Source organism: Nocardia farcinica (genome assembly GCF_001182745.1).
GTDB classification, from domain to species: domain Bacteria; phylum Actinomycetota; class Actinomycetes; order Mycobacteriales; family Mycobacteriaceae; genus Nocardia; species Nocardia farcinica.
The window spans coordinates 1,434,558-1,451,333 of sequence record NZ_LN868938.1 but is presented as its reverse complement, the minus strand read 5'-3'; the positions used below and the strand labels follow the sequence as shown (position 1 = coordinate 1,451,333).

General features: G+C 71.2%; 15 protein-coding genes and 1 pseudogene. All 16 read right to left on the bottom strand.

Annotated features, from left to right (window positions below; translation table 11 throughout):
- Window positions 1-29: 29 nt before the first annotated feature.
- Window positions 30-1,646: an NADH-quinone oxidoreductase subunit M gene (locus tag AMO33_RS07040; protein ID WP_060593342.1), complete on the bottom strand. Its 1,617-nt coding sequence runs from the start codon at window positions 1,644-1,646 to the stop codon at window positions 30-32.
- Between the two features lie 11 nt (window positions 1,647-1,657).
- Window positions 1,658-3,544: an NADH-quinone oxidoreductase subunit L gene (gene nuoL / locus AMO33_RS07035; RefSeq protein ID WP_011209189.1), complete on the bottom strand. Its 1,887-nt coding sequence runs from the start codon at window positions 3,542-3,544 to the stop codon at window positions 1,658-1,660.
- 1 nt (window position 3,545) lies between these two features.
- On the bottom strand, window positions 3,546-3,845 hold the full coding sequence (nuoK, locus tag AMO33_RS07030; RefSeq protein WP_011209190.1) for an NADH-quinone oxidoreductase subunit NuoK: 300 nt from the start codon (window positions 3,843-3,845) through the stop codon (window positions 3,546-3,548).
- Window positions 3,842-4,666: an NADH-quinone oxidoreductase subunit J gene (locus AMO33_RS07025; RefSeq protein ID WP_011209191.1), complete on the bottom strand. Its 825-nt coding sequence runs from the start codon at window positions 4,664-4,666 to the stop codon at window positions 3,842-3,844. The genes nuoK and AMO33_RS07025 overlap by 4 nt, the downstream gene beginning before the upstream one ends.
- Window positions 4,663-6,456 carry an NADH-quinone oxidoreductase subunit NuoH gene (gene nuoH / locus AMO33_RS07020; RefSeq protein WP_060591410.1) on the bottom strand — a complete coding sequence of 598 codons (1,794 nt, stop codon included), beginning with the start codon at window positions 6,454-6,456 and terminating at the stop codon, window positions 4,663-4,665. Before nuoH ends, AMO33_RS07025 begins: the two co-directional genes overlap by 4 nt.
- A complete protein-coding gene (locus AMO33_RS32950; RefSeq protein ID WP_390502143.1) occupies window positions 6,449-8,092 on the bottom strand; it encodes a molybdopterin-dependent oxidoreductase in 1,644 nt (547 codons plus the stop codon). Before AMO33_RS32950 ends, nuoH begins: the two co-directional genes overlap by 8 nt.
- A 380-nt stretch (window positions 8,093-8,472) precedes the next feature.
- Window positions 8,473-9,075 (bottom strand): annotated as a pseudogene (locus tag AMO33_RS32945) (2Fe-2S iron-sulfur cluster-binding protein); the annotation flags it as partial.
- Entirely contained in the window at window positions 9,072-10,397 is a 1,326-nt protein-coding gene (gene nuoF / locus AMO33_RS07010; RefSeq protein ID WP_060591407.1) for an NADH-quinone oxidoreductase subunit NuoF, read from the bottom strand. The pseudogene AMO33_RS32945 and the gene nuoF, both read right to left, overlap by 4 nt.
- Window positions 10,394-11,131, bottom strand: coding sequence for an NADH-quinone oxidoreductase subunit NuoE (gene nuoE, locus AMO33_RS07005; RefSeq protein WP_011209195.1), 738 nt, complete (start codon window positions 11,129-11,131; stop codon window positions 10,394-10,396). The genes nuoF and nuoE overlap by 4 nt, the downstream gene beginning before the upstream one ends.
- Entirely contained in the window at window positions 11,128-12,405 is a 1,278-nt protein-coding gene (locus AMO33_RS07000; protein ID WP_041560970.1) for an NADH-quinone oxidoreductase subunit D, read from the bottom strand. The genes nuoE and AMO33_RS07000 overlap by 4 nt, the downstream gene beginning before the upstream one ends.
- 83 nt (window positions 12,406-12,488) lie before the next feature.
- Window positions 12,489-13,250 carry an NADH-quinone oxidoreductase subunit C gene (locus AMO33_RS06995; protein ID WP_060591405.1) on the bottom strand — a complete coding sequence of 254 codons (762 nt, stop codon included), beginning with the start codon at window positions 13,248-13,250 and terminating at the stop codon, window positions 12,489-12,491.
- On the bottom strand, window positions 13,247-13,801 hold the full coding sequence (locus tag AMO33_RS06990; protein ID WP_011209198.1) for a NuoB/complex I 20 kDa subunit family protein: 555 nt from the start codon (window positions 13,799-13,801) through the stop codon (window positions 13,247-13,249). Before AMO33_RS06990 ends, AMO33_RS06995 begins: the two co-directional genes overlap by 4 nt.
- Before the next feature lie 48 nt (window positions 13,802-13,849).
- Complete coding sequence (locus tag AMO33_RS06985; RefSeq protein WP_060591402.1) at window positions 13,850-14,230, bottom strand: NADH-quinone oxidoreductase subunit A; 381 nt, start codon at window positions 14,228-14,230, stop codon at window positions 13,850-13,852.
- A 308-nt stretch (window positions 14,231-14,538) separates the two neighbouring features.
- Window positions 14,539-14,937 (bottom strand): Rv3143 family two-component system response regulator, encoded by a 399-nt coding sequence (locus AMO33_RS06980; RefSeq protein WP_060593341.1) that lies wholly within the window; start codon window positions 14,935-14,937, stop codon window positions 14,539-14,541.
- Between the two features lie 67 nt (window positions 14,938-15,004).
- On the bottom strand, window positions 15,005-15,388 hold the full coding sequence (locus AMO33_RS06975; RefSeq protein WP_041560973.1) for a PLD nuclease N-terminal domain-containing protein: 384 nt from the start codon (window positions 15,386-15,388) through the stop codon (window positions 15,005-15,007).
- 92 nt (window positions 15,389-15,480) lie between these two features.
- Window positions 15,481-16,722 (bottom strand): DNA polymerase IV, encoded by a 1,242-nt coding sequence (dinB, locus tag AMO33_RS06970; protein WP_060593340.1) that lies wholly within the window; start codon window positions 16,720-16,722, stop codon window positions 15,481-15,483.
- Window positions 16,723-16,776 lie beyond the last annotated feature (54 nt).

Below are 16,776 nucleotides of genomic sequence, written 5' to 3'. Positions count from 1 at the left end.
CGTCGCGGCGAGCGGAAGCGGCTGGGCGGTCACGGGTGTCCACCTTCCTGGAGGTCCGCGGCGGCGGGCGCGGGCACCGTCGGCGCCGGATCCTGGCGGCCGATGGTGGTGAGGGTCTGGCCGACCGCGGGATCGACGACATCGAGCACCGCCTTCGGGTACACGCCGAGGAACACGAGCCCGGCGATCAGCGGCGCGACCACCAGCAGCTCCCGCGGCACCAGGTCGGGCAGTTTCTCGTTGCCGGCCTTCACCGGCCCGGTCATCATCCGCTGATACAGCCACAGCACATAGATCGCGGCCAGCACCAGCGCGCCGGTCGCGAAGACCGCCGCCACCTGATACCGGCTGAACGTGCCGACCAGCACCAGGAATTCGCTGACGAACGGCGCCAGACCCGGCAGCGACAACGTCGCCAGGCCCGCCACGAAGAACGTGCCCGCCAGCACCGGCGCCACCTTCTGCACCCCGCCGTAGTCGGCGATGAGCCGGGTGCCGCGCCGCGAGACCAGGAACCCGGCGATCAGGAACAGCGCGGCGGTGGAGATGCCGTGATTGACCATGTAGAGCGTGGCGCCGGACTGCGATTGGCTGGTCATCGCGAAGATGCCCAGGATGATGAAACCGAAGTGCGAGATCGAGGTGTAGGCGATCAGGCGCATCACGTCGGTCTGGCCGATGGCCAGCAGTGCGCCGTAGAGGATCCCGATCACCGCGAGCGTGATCACCAGCGGCGCATAGGTCTGCGACGCGCCGGGGAACAGTGTCAGGCAGAACCGCAGCATGCCGAAGGTGCCGACCTTGTCCACCACCGCCATCATCAGCACCGCGCTCGACGGCGTCGCCGCCACCGCCGCGTCCGGCAGCCAGGTGTGCAGCGGCCACAGCGGCGCCTTCACCGCGAAGGCGAACATGAAACCGAGGAACAGCGCGTTCAGCACCGCCGGACCCGCGCCGAGGGCACCGGAATTCGCGGCCGCGACCACGGTGCGCAGATCGAAGGTGCCGCCGCCGTCGGGGCCGAGGCCCGCCCGCGCGGTGAGCACGTACAGCCCGATCACCGCGGCCAGCATGATCAGTCCGCCGAGCAGGTTGTAGAGCAGGAACTTCACCGCCGCCCGGGATCGGGTGGCGCGCGCGGCGAGATCGCCGGTGCGCGGGCCGAATCCGCCGATCAGGAAGTACATCGGGATGAGCATGGCCTCGAAGAACACGTAGAACAGCAGGATGTCCAGGGCCAGGAAGGACATCAGCACCATCGCCTCGACCAGCAGGGTCAACGCGACGTAGGTGTGCGCGACCCGGCGGCCGCTGCCGACCTCGCGGTTGTCGTGCCAGCCGGCCAGGATCAACAGCGGCACCAGCGCGGCCGTCAGCACCACCAGCACCAGCGCGATCCCGTCCAGCCCCAGCGTGTAGCCCGCGCCGAACGCCGGGATCCACTGCCGGGACTCGACGAACTGGTACTGGGCGCCCCCGGGTTCGAAGGCGACCGCCAGACCGGCGGCCACGCCGAGCACACCCACCGACACCACCAGCGCCAGACCGCGGGCGAGGGTGCGGCGTTCGGCGGGCACGGCCAGCACCGCCAGCGCGCCCGCCACCGGCAGCAGCCACAGGATGGTCAACCACGGGAAATCGCTCACGACCGCCTCGCTCACAGGATGCGCACCGCCACCAGGGCGGCGGCCACCAGGGCCGCGCCGGTGAACATGGACAGGGCATACGACCGCACGAAGCCGGTCTGGATGCGGCGGGCCCGCGCGGACAGCCCGCCGATCAGCGCGGCGGTGCCGTTGACCAGGCCGTCGATGCCGCGGTTGTCGAGGAACACCAGCGAGCGGGTCAGGTGCAGGCCCGGTCGCATGAGCAGGCCCTCGTTGACCGCGTCACCGTAGAGATCGTTGCGCGCGGCCACGGTGAGCGGGCCGACGGCTTCCGGTGCGGTGCGCGGGATCTCGGCCCGGGCGTAGCGCTGGTAGGCGATGCCCGCGCCGACTGCCACGACCGCGAGCGCGAGCACGGTCACCACGATCGGCGGCACCGCGTGCTCGGCGTGGTGTGCGCCGACGACCGGCTCCAGCCAGTTCTGCAGCCCGTTGCCGAGCACGAACAGCAGACCCGAGGCGACCGAGCCGATCGCGAGCAGGATCATCGGGCCGGTCATCACCGCGGGCGCCTCGTGTGGATGGGTGTCCGGCGCCCACCGGCGTTCACCGAAGAACGTCATCAGCATGACCCGGGTCATGTAGAAGGCGGTGAGCCCGGCGCCCAGCAGCGCGGCCGTGCCGAGGGCGTATCCGCCCGCGCCGCCGTCGCCGAAGGCCACCTCGATGATCTTGTCCTTGGAGAAGAATCCCGCGAACGGCGGCACCCCGATGATCGCGAGATAGCCGAGCCCGAACGTGACATAGGTGATCGGCAGCAGGGTGCGCAGCCCGCCGTAGCGGCGCATGTCGGTCTCGTCGTTCATCGCGTGCATCACCGAGCCCGCGCCCAGGAACAGCCCGGCTTTGAAGAAGCCGTGCGTGAGCAGGTGCATGATGGCGAAGGCGTAGCCCGCCGGGCCGAGTCCGGCGGCCAGGACCATGTAGCCGATCTGGCTCATGGTGGAGGCGGCGAGCGCCTTCTTGATGTCGTCCTTGGCGCAGCCGATGATCGCGCCGAACAGCAGTGTCACCGCACCGACGAGCACCACGCCGAGTTGTGCGCCGGGCGCGAGGTCGAAGATGGCGTTGGACCGGGCGATGAGATACACACCGGCGGTGACCATGGTGGCGGCGTGGATGAGCGCCGAGACCGGGGTGGGGCCCTCCATGGCGTCGCCGAGCCAGGACTGCAGCGGCACCTGCGCGGACTTGCCGCAGGCGGCCAGCAACAGCAGCAGGCCGATGGCGGTCAGTGTCGCCTCGCTCGCACCGGGCGCCGCGGCGAACACGGTGTCGAAGCCGACCGAGCCGAAGGTGGCGAACATGGCCATCATCGCCAGCGCCAATCCCATGTCACCGACCCTGTTGACCACGAACGCCTTCTTCGCCGCGGTGGCGGCCGAGGGCTTGTGGTACCAGAAGCCGATCAGCAGGTAGGAGGCCAGGCCGACGCCCTCCCAGCCCAGGTACAGCACCAGGTAGTTGTTCGCCAGCACCAGGATCAGCATCGCGGCCAGGAACAGATTCAGGTAGGCGAAGAACCGCCTGCGGCCGGGATCGGCGTTCATGTAGCCGATCGAGTACACGTGGATGAGCGTGCCGACCCCGGTGATCAGCAGCACGAAGCACATCGACAGCTGATCCAGCGACAGCCCGAAATCCACCTGCAGGCCGGCCACCGGCACCCAGGAGAACAGGTCGGTGTGGATCGCGCGGGCGGGTTCGGCGCGGCCCAGCATCGCCACGAACGCGACCACCGCGACGACGAACGACGCCAGCGCGGTGGCGGTGCCGAGCAGGTGACCCCAGCGGTCACCGCGGCGACCGATCAGCAGCAGCACGACCGCGCCCGCCAGCGGCAGCGCGGGCAACAGCGACAACGTTGCGGTATCCACGTCAGAACTTCAGCAGGTTGGCGTCGTCGACCGAGGTCGAGCGGCGGGCGCGGAAGATGGTCATGATGATGGCCAGCCCGACCACCACTTCGGCGGCGGCGACGACCATCGTGAAGAAGGCGAACACTTGCCCGTCGAGGTTCGCGTGCATCCTGGCGAAGGTGACGAACGCGAGGTTCACCGCGTTGAGCATCAGCTCGATGCACATGAACACCACGATGGCGTTGCGGCGCAACAGGACTCCGGCCGCGCCGATGGTGAACAACAGCGCGGACAGGAACAGGTAGTTCGCGGGATTCACCGCTGGCCTCCCTCGTCGGCGGATTCGGGACCGTCCTGGCCGCCCCCGGAGCCGACCGACAGCGCGGCCGCCTCGGTGAGGGCCCTGGTACGGCGGTGCCGCAGGATCGTGCTGACCGAGAGTTCCTCGAAGGAACCGTCGGGCAGCCGCGCCGGGACGTCGACGGCGTTGTGCCGGGCATAGACGCCCGGCGTCGGCAGCGGTGTCGCGCGGCTCGCGCCGTCGCGGAACCGGCGGCGGGACAGCTCGCGCTGGGTCGTCCTGGCGCCGAAGTGGTCGCGGTGGGCGAGCACCATCGCGCCGATGGTGGCCGTGATGAGCAGCGCGCCGGTGAGCTCGAACGCCCACACATACCGCAGGAAGATCAGCTCGGCCAGTTCGGCGATGACGTCGCGGCCCGGGAAGCCGGTGGCCGGGAAGGTGACTCCCGACTCCCGGATGCCGATCCCGATTCCGGCCATCAGCAGCAGCCCGAACCCGATCCCGACGACCGTGGCGGCGATGCGCTGCCCGCGCAAGGTCTCGCGCAGTGATTCGGCCGAGTCGACGCCGACGAGCATCAGCACGAACAGGAACAGCATCATCACCGCGCCGGTGTAGACGACGATCTGCACGACACCGAGGAACAACGCGTCCTGGGCGATGTACATCACCGCCAGCGCGATCATGGTGGCGGCCAGGCAGATCGCCGAATGGACGGCCTTGGCGGCGAACACCATGCCGAGCGCGCCCAGCACCGCCAGCGGAGCCAGTATCCAGAACTGCACGGCCTCACCGGTGGAAGCTCGGGTCAGGGGCTCGGCGGCCAGTACCAGCGTCACCGCGCACCTCCTTTCGCGCCCGCGGGCGCGGGTTGCTCGGCGGCGGGGGCGCCGCCGGTGACCGCGCCGAGGTAGTAGTCGGCCTCGGTGGTGCCCGGCGCCATCGCGTGCGGAGGAGCGACCATGCCGGGGGCGAGCGGGGCGAGCAACCGGTCCTTCTCGTAGATCAGGTCGGCGCGGTTGTCGTCGGTGAGCTCGTAGTCGTTGGTCATGGTCAGCGCGCGCGTCGGGCACGCTTCGATGCACAGGCCGCAGCCGATGCACCGCAGGTAGTTGATCTGGTAGACGCGGCCGTACCGCTCGCCGGGGGAGAAGCGTTCGTCTTCGGTGTTGTCGGCGCCCTCGACATAGATGGCGTCGGCCGGGCAGGCCCACGCGCACAGTTCGCAGCCGATGCACTTCTCCAACCCGTCGGGGTGGCGGTTGAGCTGGTGCCTGCCGTGGTAGCGCGGCGCGGTCGGCACCTTCTGCTCGGGGTAGAACTCGGTGTTCGGCTTCTTGAACATGGTGGCCGCGGTGACCGCGAAACCCGCCAGCGGTTCGAGCAGGCCGCCCTTCGGGTTGTCGACGCGGTGGGCGTCGGCGGGCACCGGCGGGGTCGGGAAGCCGAGGAACACCGCCTCGCCGGACGGTTCGGGTTCCGGCTCCGGCGGGGCGGCCGGGCGGCGGCCCGCCCGCAGGAACAGCCCGATCATCGCCGCGGTGAGCGCGACTCCGACGACGACCTGGGCGCCGGTGGCCCACGCGTGGCCGTCGGCGCGCAGCAGCCGGGCGGTGGCGACCAGCATCACCCACAGCAGCGACACCGGGATGAGCAGCTGCCAGCCCAGCCGCATGAACTGGTCGTAACGCAAGCGGGGCAGGGTGCCGCGCAGCCAGACGAACACGAACATGAACGTCCACACCTTGGCGGTGAACCAGAGCAGCCCCCACCAGCCCGCGTCCGCGCCCGGGATGAGGTTGAACGGCCACGGCGCGCTCCAGCCGCCGAGGAACAACGTGGTCGCCAGCGCCGAGACGGTGCCCATGTTCACGTATTCGGCGAGCATGAACATCGCGAATTTCAGCGACGAGTACTCGGTGTGGAAGCCGCCGACGAGTTCGCCCTCGGCCTCGGGCAGGTCGAACGGCGCGCGGTTGGTCTCGCCGACCATCGACACGCAGTAGATGAGGAACGAGGGCAGCAGCAGGAAGACGAACCAGGTCGGATGCTGGGCGCCGACGATGCCGGAGGTGGCCATCGTGCCCGCGTGCAGGAACACCGCCGCGAAGCACAAGGCCATCGCGATCTCGTAGGAGATCACCTGTGCCGTCGAGCGCAGCCCGCCCAGCAGCGGGTAGGTCGAGCCGGACGCCCACCCGGCCAGCACGATGCCGTAGACGCCGATGGAGGTGATGGCCAGGATGTAGAGCACGCCGACCGGCATGTCGGTGAGCTGGAGTGCGGTGGTGTTGCCCGCCACCGACACCTCGCCGCCGAGCGGGATCACCGCGAAGGCCATGAACGCGGGGATCACCGAGACGACCGGCGCCAGCAGGTAGATCGGTTTGTCGACGATGGCGGGGACGAGGTCTTCCTTGAACGCCATCTTCACGCCGTCGGCGATGGACTGCAGCGACCCGAACGGGCCCACCCGGTTCGGGCCGACCCGCATCTGCATGCGCGCCACGACCTTGCGTTCGGCGAGCACCGCGACCAGCGGGATCAGGATGATGTAGACGAACAGGAAGACCGATTTGGCGACGACCAGCCAGAACGGGTCGTGGCCGAACAGGGACAGGTCAGGCATGGTCGTCCTCCTGCTGGGTAGCGCCTTCGGCGGCACCGGATGCCGCGACGACGGCGGCGACCGGCCCGGTCTGCGGCGCGCGACCGGCTCGCCGGATCCGCACCACCGCACCGGCCGGGGTGGCCAGCTGGGCGGGGACAGCGCAGCCGGGGGAGTTCAGCGGCACCCACACCACCCGGTCCGGCATCGGTGTGACCGCCAGCGGCAGGGTGAGCGCCCCGCGCTCGCTCGCCACCTCGACGAGGTCGCCGTCGGCGGCGCCGATCTCGGCCGCGGTCGCGGCGGACAGCCGCGCGAGCGCCGGGCGGGCGATGCCCGCGAGGTTCGGTTCGCCGTCCTGCATGCGGCCGTTGTCGAGCAGCATCCGCCAGCCGGCCAGCAGTGCGGTGCCCGGCCCCGGCCGGGTGACCGGGTGTGCGCGGTGCGCGGGCGGTGCCAGCCGCTGCCCGTCCCAGGCGCCCAGCGCGGTCAGCTCCGCCCTGGCCGCGTCCGCGTCGGGCAGGCCGAGCCGGACGCCGAGTTCGGCGGCGAGGGCGTGCAGCACCCGGTGGTCCGACAGCGGTGCCGCCTCGCGGCGCACCGTCGAGGTGCCCAGCGCGGCCGCGAACGGGCGCGGCCTGCCCTCCCAGGTGCGGAAGGTGCCCGCCTTCTCCATCGCCGAGGCCACCGGGAAGACGACGTCGGCGCGTTCGGTCACGGCGCTGCGCCGCAGCTCGAGGCTCACCACGAACGGTGCGGCGTCGAGGGCGGCGAGCGCCGCGGCCGGGTCGGGCAGGTCGGCGGGATCGACGCCGCCGACCAGCAGGGCGCCGAGCCGGGGTGCCGCCTCGAGGATCGCGCCGGTGTCGCGGCCGGGTGTGACCGGCAGTTCGTCGGTCTGCCAGACCGCTCGGACCTGTTGGCGCGCGGCGGGATCGGTCACGGGACGGCCGCCGGGCAGCAGGCCGGGCAGCGCACCCGCCTCCACGGCGCCGCGCTCGCCGGCCCGGCGCGGCACCCAGGCCAGCGCCGCGCCGGTCTCCTCGGCCAGCCGGACCGCCGCCGAGAGCGCGCCCGGCACCGCCGCCATCCGCTCGCCGACCAGGATCACCGCCCCCGGCCGCCGCAGCAGTTCCGCCGCCCGGCGGACCGTGGCCCCGTCCACCCCCGCGACCACGGCGGCGGAGGCAGGTTCCGGGCTGCCCGTGCCGTGCGCCGCATCGGCCGATTCCGCGGACGCGGGACGGTCGTTCGGTTCCGGCAGCTGCCCGGTGCGCAACGCGTCGAGCAGGTGCGGTTCGGCGCCGGGAACGGTCGGGAGCAGCGCGCCGCCCATCCGCGCCAGCCCGCGCGAGGCGTACGGCGCCGCCGAGTACACCGCCAGCCCCCGCTTGCGGGCGGCCTTGCGCAGCCGCAGGTAGACGATCGGCGACTCCTCCTCGGGCTCGAACCCGGCCAGCAGCACCATCGGGGCCCGCTCCAGCGCGTCGTAGTCGACGACCACGCCCTGCCCGGCGACCCGCGCGGCGAGGAAGTCGGCCTCCTCCACCGAATGCGGACGCGCGCGGAAATCGATGTCGTTGGTGCCCAACACGATCCGCGCGAACTTGGCGTAGGCGTAGGCGTCCTCCTCGGTGACCCGCCCGCCGACCAGCACGCCCGCGTCGCCGCGCGCGGCGGACAGGCCCGGGCCGCCGCGTCCAGCGCCTCGGACCAGGACGCCGGTCGCAGCTCGCCGTCGGCGCCGCGCACCAGCGGGGTGGTGAGCCGGTCGGGCTCGCTCGCGTAGGTGAACGCCCACCGGCCCTTGTCGCAGTTCCATTCCTCGTTGACCGCGGGATCGTCGCCGGCCAGCCGGCGCAGCACCTTGCCGCGCCGGTGGTCGGTGCGCTGCGCGCAGCCCGACGCGCAGTGCTCGCACACGCTGGGCGAGGAGACCAGGTCGAACGGGCGGGCGCGGAACCGGTAACTGGTGCCGGTGAGCGCGCCGACCGGGCAGATCTGCACGGTGTTACCGGAGAAGTAGGAGTCGAACGGCGCGGCCTGCGCGGTGCCCACCTGCTCGAGCGCGCCGCGGTCCATCAGCTCGATGAACGGGTCGCCTGCGACCTGCTGGGAGAAGCGGGTGCAGCGCGCGCACAGCACGCACCGTTCCCGGTCGAGCAGCACCGCGCTCGACAGCGGAATCGGTTTGGGGTAGGTCCGTTTGACGCCGTCGAAGCGTGACTCCGGGCGGCCGGAGGACATCGCCTGGTTCTGCAACGGGCATTCCCCGCCCTTGTCGCAGACCGGGCAGTCCAACGGATGGTTGATGAGCAGTAGCTCCATCACGCCCTCCTGCGCGCGGCCGGCGACCGGCGAGGTGAGCTGGGTGCGCACGACCATGCCGTCGGCGACGGTCTGGGTACAGGAGGCGACCGGTTTGCGCTGGCCCTCCACCTCGACCAGGCACTGACGGCACGCGCCGACCGGGTCGAGCAGCGGATGGTCGCAGAAGCGCGGGATCTGGATGCCGATCAACTCGGCGGCGCGGATCACCAGCGTGCCCGCGGGCACGCTGACCTGCACGCCGTCGATGACGACGGTGACCAGGTCGGCGGGCACCACGCCGCTGGCGTTGCTGCTGACGGTGGCGGTCATCGAACCCCTTCTCCTGCCTCGGCCCACGCCGTCGACCGCGCCGGGTCGAACGGACAGCCGTCGCCGCGCATGTGCGCGAGGTACTCGTCGCGGAAGTACTTCACCGAGGACACGATCGGGCTCGCCGCGCCGTCGCCGAGCGCGCAGAACGATTTGCCGTTGATGCTGTCGGTGATGTCGAGCAGGGTGTCCAGATCGGCCTCGGTGCCCCCGCCGGTCTCGATCCGCCGCAGCAACTGCACCAGCCAGTAGGTGCCTTCGCGGCACGGTGTGCACTTACCGCACGACTCGTGGGCGTAGAACTCCGTCCAGCGCAGCACCGCCCGCACCACGCAGGTGGTCTCGTCGAAGATCTGCAGCGCCTTGGTGCCCAGCATCGAGCCCGCCGCGGCGACGCCCTCGTAGTCCAGCGGCACGTCCAGGTGCTCGTCGGTGAACAGCGGCGTGGACGAGCCGCCGGGTGTCCAGAACTTCAGCCGGTGTCCGGCGCGCACGCCGCCGGCGTAGTCGAGCAGCTCGCGCAGGGTGATGCCGAGCGGCGCCTCGTACTGGCCGGGCCGGGTGACGTGACCGGACAGCGAGTAGATCGTGAACCCGGGCGACTTCTCGCTGCCCATCGACCGGAACCAGTCGGTGCCGTACCGCAGGATCGGGGGCACGCTGGCGATGGACTCCACGTTGTTGACCACGGTCGGGCAGGCGTACAGACCGGCGACGGCGGGGAACGGCGGGCGCAGCCGGGGCTGGCCGCGGCGACCCTCCAGCGAATCCAGCAGCGCGGTCTCCTCGCCGCAGATGTAGGCGCCCGCGCCCGCGTGCACGATCAGCTCCAGATCGAAGCCGGAGCCGAGGATGTCGCGGCCGAGCAGACCCGCCGCGTAGGCCTGGTCGACCGCGGCACGCAGCCGCCGCAGCACCGGTACCACCTCGCCGCGCAGGTAGATGAAGGCGGTGTTGGCGCGGATGGCGTAGGAGGCGATGATCGCGCCCTCCACCAGCGCGTGCGGGGTGGCCATCAGCAGCGGGATGTCCTTGCACGTGCCGGGTTCGGACTCGTCGGCGTTGACCACCAGGTAGTGCGGTTTCACGGTGCCGTCCGGGCCGGGGCCCTGCGGGATGAATCCCCACTTCATGCCGGTGGGGAAGCCTGCGCCGCCGCGGCCGCGCAGGCCCGCGTCCTTGACCGTCTGGATCACTTGGTCCGGCTCCATGCCCAGCGCGATCCGCAGGCCCTCGTAGCCGTCGTGGCGGCGGTAGGTGTCGAGGGTCCACGACTGCGGGTCGTCCCAGTAGCGGGTGAGGACGGGCGCGAGCGCGGTCATCGCAGCTCTCCCGAATCCGGTTGCGGCGCGGTCATGTTCCGGTCGCGGGCGATCTCGAGCCCGGCCAGGGTGGCGTGCCCGGCCGCGCCGTCCAGCGCGCCGGGCCGCTCGTCGGGGAAGCCCGCGAGCAGGCGCGCGGTCTCGCGGAAGGTGCACAGCGGCGCGCCGCGGCTGGGCCGCACCGGTTCCCCGGCACGCAACGCGTCGACCAGGGCTCGCGCGGACTCGGGGGTCTGGTTGTCGAAGAACTCCCAGTTGACCATCACCACGGGCGCGAAATCGCAGGCGGCGTTGCATTCGATGTGCTCGACGGTGATCGCGCCGTCGGCGGTGGTCTCCCCGGCGGCGATGCCCAGGTGTTCGGTGAGGCTCGCCAGGATGGCGTCGCCGCCGAGGACCGCGCACAGCGTGTTCGTGCACACCCCGACGTGGTAGTCGCCGGTCGGGGTGCGGCGGAACATCGAGTAGAAGGTCGCCACGGCGGTCACCTCGGCGCCGGTGAGCCCGAGTTGTTCGGCGCAGAATTCGATGCCGGTGGCGGTGACGTAGCCGTCCTCGGACTGCACCAGGTGCAGCAGCGGCAACAGCGCCGAGCGCGGCTGCGGGTAGCGGCCGATGATCTCCTTGGCGTCGAGCGCGAGTCGTTCCCGCACCGAGGGCGGGTACGGCTCGGGCCGGGTGCTCAACTGCAACAGGATCGGGGCGTGCCCGTCGCCGGTCTGTCGGTCGCTCATCGGTCGACACCACCCATCACCGGGTCGATGCTCGCGACGGCGGCGATCACGTCGGCGACCATGCCGCCCTCGCACATCGCCGCCACCGCTTGCAGATTCGTGAACGAGGGATCGCGGTAGTGCACCCGGTACGGCCGGGTGCCGCCGTCGCTGACCATGTGCACCCCCAGCTCACCGCGCGGCGACTCCACCGCCACGTACACCTGGCCCGCCGGCACCCGGATGCCCTCGGTGACGAGCTTGAAGTGGTGGATCAGGCCCTCCATCGAGCTGCCCATGATGCGGCCGATGTGGGCGGGGGAGTTGCCCAGGCCGTCGGCGCCCAGTTTCAGGTCGGCGGGCCAGGCGAGTTTCTTGTCCTCGATCATGACCGGGCCGGGCCGCAGCCGGTCCAGGCACTGCTCGACGATCTTCAGCGACTCCTTCATCTCCTCGACCCGGATGAGGTAGCGGCCGTAGCAGTCGCAGCCGGTGGTGGTGGGCACGTCGAACTCGTAGGTCTCGTAGCCGCAGTAGGGCTGGGACTTGCGCAGGTCGTGCGGCAGGCCCGCGGACCGCAGCACCGGGCCGGTGATCCCCAGCGCCATGCAGCCGGTGAGATCGAGGTAGCCGATGTCCTGGGTGCGGGCCTTGAAGATCGGGTTCTGGGTGAGCAGATGTTCCATGTCGCGCAACCGCTTCGGCATGAGGTCGAGCAGCTCGCGGACCTTGGCGACACCGTCGTCGGGCAGGTCCTGGGCGAGCCCGCCCGGGCGGATGTAGGCGTGGTTCATCCGCAGGCCGGTGATGGTCTCGAAGACGTCGAGGATCAGTTCGCGTTCGCGGAAGCCGAACAGCATCGGGGTGAGCGCCCCGAGCTCCATGCCGCCGGTGGCCAGGCACACCAGGTGCGAGGAGATGCGGTTGAGTTCCATCAGCAGCACCCGGACGATGCTGGCCCGCTCGGGAATCTGTTCGGTGATCCCCAGCAGCCGCTCCACGCCCAGGCAGTAGGCGGTCTCGTTGTAGAACGGTGACAGGTAGTCCATCCGGGTCACGAAGGTGACGCCCTGCATCCAGGTGCGGTATTCGAGGTTCTTCTCGATGCCGGTGTGCAGGTAGCCGATGCCGCAGCGGGCTTCGACGACGGTCTCGCCCTCGATCTCGAGGATCAGCCGCAGCACGCCGTGCGTGGACGGATGCTGCGGGCCCATGTTCACGACGATGCGCTCTTCGCGTGCGCCGCCGAGGGTTTCGGTGACCGTGTCCCAGTCCTGGCCGGAGACGGTGACCACGGTGTCGCCGGTGGTGTCCGGCTGCTCGGGGTGTGCCGGCTCGGGGGCGCGGTGGCGGCCCGGCCGGGTCTCGGTGTCCTTCACTAGCTGTACGCCCTCCGCTCGTCGGGCGGCGGGATGCGCGCGCCCTTGTACTCGACCGGGATCCCGCCCAGCGGGTAGTCCTTGCGCTGCGGGTGACCGCGCCAGTCGTCCGGCATGGTGATGCGGGTCAGCGACGGATGACCGTCGAAGAGGATCCCGAAGAAGTCGTAGGTCTCGCGTTCGTGCCAGTCGGTGGTCGGATAGACCTCGAACAGCGACGGGATGTGCGGGTCGGCCTCGGGGGCGCAGGTCTCCACGCGCAGGAGGCGGTTGTGGGTGATCGAGCGCAGCGGGTAGACCGCGTGCAGTTCGCGGCCCGCGTCGTCGGGGTAGTGCACGCCGTTCACGCCCAGGCACAGTTCGAATCGCAGGGCGGGGTCGTCCCGGAGCAGGCGCGCCACGGTCACCAGGTGCTCGCGGCGCACGTGCAGGGTGAGTTCGCCGCGGAAGACCACGATCTTCTCCAGCGCCGACCCGAAGGGGGTGCCGCTGTTCTCCAGCGCGGTGCGCAGCCGGTCGACGACCTCGTCGAACCAGCCGCCGTAGGGCGGCGCGGTGCCGCCGGGCAGGGTGACCGGGCGGACCAGGCGACCGTAGCCGGAGGTGTCGCCGGTGCCGCGGATGCCGAACATGCCGTGCCGCACGCCGATCACCTCGGCGGCCGGTTCGGTGTCCGGCGGGGTGCCTTCGGGGCCCGCGGTGGCGGCGGCGTCGGGCTCGGGCGGGTGCAGCTCGCCGCCGCGGGGCGTGTCCGGGCTCATCGCAGCAGGCCCTCCATCCGGATGGTGGGAGTCGCGGCGAGGGCGGCCTGCTCGGCGGCGCGCACCGCCTCCTGCCGGTTCACGCCCAGCGGGGTGTGCTGGATCTTGTCGTGCAGTGCCAGGATCGCGTTGAGCAGCATCTCCGGGCGGGGCGGGCAGCCGGGCAGGTAGATGTCGACCGGCACCACGTGGTCGACCCCCTGGACCACCGCGTAGTTGTTGAACATCCCGCCCGAGGACGCGCACACCCCCATGGCCAGCACCCATTTCGGCTCGGCCATCTGGTCGTAGACCTGCCGCAGCACCGGCGCCATCTTCTGGCTGACCCGGCCCGCGACGATCATCAGATCGGCCTGCCGGGGCGAGGCGCGGAAGGCCTCCATACCGAAGCGCGCGATGTCGAAACGGCCTGCGCCGGTGGCCATCATCTCGATGGCGCAGCAGGCCAGGCCGAAGGTCGCGGGCCACACCGAGCCCTTGCGTAGATATCCGGCGAAACTCTCCACCGTGCTCAGCAGGAACCCGCTGGGCAGTTTTTCCTCGAGACCCATATCCGACTGACTCTCACTTCCACTGTGCGGGCGTGACTCCGGCGGTGATCAGTCCCAGCTGAGCCCGCCGCGCCGCCATTCGTAGGCGTAGGCGATCGAGACGTTGAAGATGAACAGCGCCATCGCGACGAGACCGAACAGCCCGAGTGCGTCGAAATGCACGGCCCACGGGTAGAGGAACACGATCTCGATGTCGAAGATGATGAACAGCATCGCCGTGAGGTAGTACTTCACCGGAAAGCGTTGCCCGGTGGCATTTCCCGGCCCACCGGCGACCGCGTGCGGTGTCGGCTCGATGCCGCATTCGTAGGCTTCCAGCTTCGCCCGGTTGTAGCGCTTGGGGCCGACCAGGGCCGAGAGCACGATGGAGAACACGGCGAAGGCGCCGGCCAGCGCGCCGAGCACGAGGGTGGGCGTTTCCAGGTTCACGAGCGCTTCCCCTCCTTGCGAGCCAAGGCTCCTCGACGGCCGGTGGGCAGCTTCGAGACGGCGCGCGGGCAGCGGTGATTGTCACGGGGCTGTCATTCCGCTACCCGCATCCGTGTGAGCTACGGCACAGCCTACAACCGCCGCACGTGCGTGAGCGGCCTTTGCGGGGTCCGGTTTGATCGAATTCGCGACTGCGATTCATGACCGAAACGGGGGTAATCGGGCAGGTGCGCGCACCGGCTCGGGTCGCGGTCGGAGCGCGGGAGGGCCGGCCACGGCGGTGGCCGGTCATGTGCGATGGATATGAATCAGGCCGCGGAGCGATCGCGGAGCAGCTCGACCACCGACTCGGTCAGCCGCAGCGGATCGATCGGGTGCGGGACCTCGGCCTCGGCGCGCGACCACTTCGCCAGCCAGGCGTCGTCCGGGCGGCCGGTGAGCACGAGCACCGGCGGGCACTGCGCGAGTTCGTCCTTGAGTTGCTTGGCGATGCCGAGACCGCCGGCGGGAGTGGCCTCGCCGTCGAGGATGGCCAGATCGATGCCGCCCGCGTCCATCCGCTCGATCACCATCGGTGCCGTCGCGACCTCGAGGTAGTCGAACTCCGGCAGGTCCGGGTGCGGGCGCGGGCCAAGGGCGAGCACGACCTGGCGCCGGGTATCGGCGTCGTTGCTGTAGACCAGGACCCGCAGTGCGGTGGAACGCATCTCGTCGGCCACGATCGCATCGTACGTCCGTCCCCGCGGCGGGCGGGCGAAGTTCGGCCGGATCGGATCAGCCCGCGTCGCCGCGGCTCTCGCGCGCCCGGCGTTCCCGCTCCTGCCGTTCCTCCTCCTGCCGTCGGGCTTCGCGGCGCTGCTGTTCGGCGCGTTCGCGCAGCCCGCGCAGGAACGCCTCGTCGTCCTCGGGGTTCTGCGCCACCGCGCGGCCGGGACGGTCGTACTCGGCGTAGCGGGTGGTCGAGCGCGGCGCCCCCTCGTGCAGGGGGCGGCCCGCGAACAGCCACAGCAGCGCACCGATGGTCGGCACCAGCAGTACCACCAGCAGCCAGCCCATCTTGGGCAGGTGGCGGATGCCGGCCTCGGGACAGGTCACGATGTCGACCAGGCAGTAGACCCACAGCGCGAGCGTGAGGAAGCCGAACACGGCGTAGGGCACGGACATTCTCCTCGATAGCGTGGCCGGCGTTCCGCGGTCCCGAGTGGTGACGCCCCCCGTCCGGCCGTTCCGGCAACCATAGCGCTATCGGTTCAGTCGGGGAGCAGCGGCACCGAAAGTCCCTCGCCGCTGGTGATCAGCGCGGCCCGGGTGACCGCCGCCGACCCGAAGCGGCGGCGCAGTTCGTCGAGCGTGCGGTCGAGGGTGCCGGTGGGGCGCGGTTCCAGGGGCAGCGTGAGTTGCAGCGGGTCGGCGTCGACGAGGTTGGTGAGCGAGAGGCCGATCAGGGTGAGGCCGCGCTGCTGGATCATCGGGGTCGCGGCGTCGAGCAGCAGCCGGGCCGCGCGCAGCACGGTGGCGGTGTCGTCGGTCGGTTCGGGCAGGGTGTGCGAGCGGGTCGCGCGGGTGAAATCGTCGAAACGCATGCGCAGCACCACCGTTCGGCACAGGCGGTCCGCCGCGCGCAGCCGCCTGCCGAGCCGGTCGACCAGCCCGTGCAGGTACGCCGCCACCTCCTCGGGCGTGCGGTGCCGCCGCCCGAGCGCGCGTTGGGCGCCGAGGGAACGGCGTCGCCGCCCGGTCTCCACCCGGCGCGGGTCGCGTGCCATCGCCAAAGCCGACAGGTGCCGGGCCGCCGCCGGACCCAGGAACCCGCGCAGCCCGCTCTCGCCGAGTTCGGCGAGCTGGGCGATCCGGGTGATGCCGTGCTCGTGCAGTGTCCGCGCGGTGACGTCGCCGACGCCCCAGAGCCGCTCGACGGGCAGGGGATGCAGGAACTCGAGCTCGCGCTCCGGCTCCACCAGCCGCAGTCCGTCCGGCTTGGCGACCGCGCTGGCCACCTTCGCCAGGAATTTGGTACGCGCGATGCCCACCGAGATCGGCAGGCCGACCTCGTCGCGCACCCGGGCCCGCAGCCGCCGGGCGATCTCGATCGGCTCGCCCGCGATCCGCCGCAGCCCGGCCACGTCGAGGAACGCCTCGTCGATCGAGATGCCCTCGACCACCGGGGTGGTGTCGCGGAAGACCTCGAAGACGGCCTTGCTCGCCGCCGCGTAGGCGCTCATCCGCGGCGGCACCACCACCGCCTGCGGGCACAGCCGCAGCGCCCGCGCACCGTTCATCGGCGTGCGCACCCCGAACGCCTTCGCCTCGTACGAGGCCGCCAGTACCACCCCGCCGCCGACGATGACCGGCCTGCCGCGCAGGCTCGGATCGTCGCGCTGCTCGACCGAGGCGTAGAAGGAGTCGAGGTCGGCGTGCAGGATCGAGGCATCGGCCCTGGCTTCGATGCGCGGGCGGGGTGCCCGGGTCGGTTCGGCCCCGGCGTCCCCGATGCCGCCGCGCCCGCGAACGGTGGGCGAGGGGGGTTCGAGGCGGCTTTCCGACAC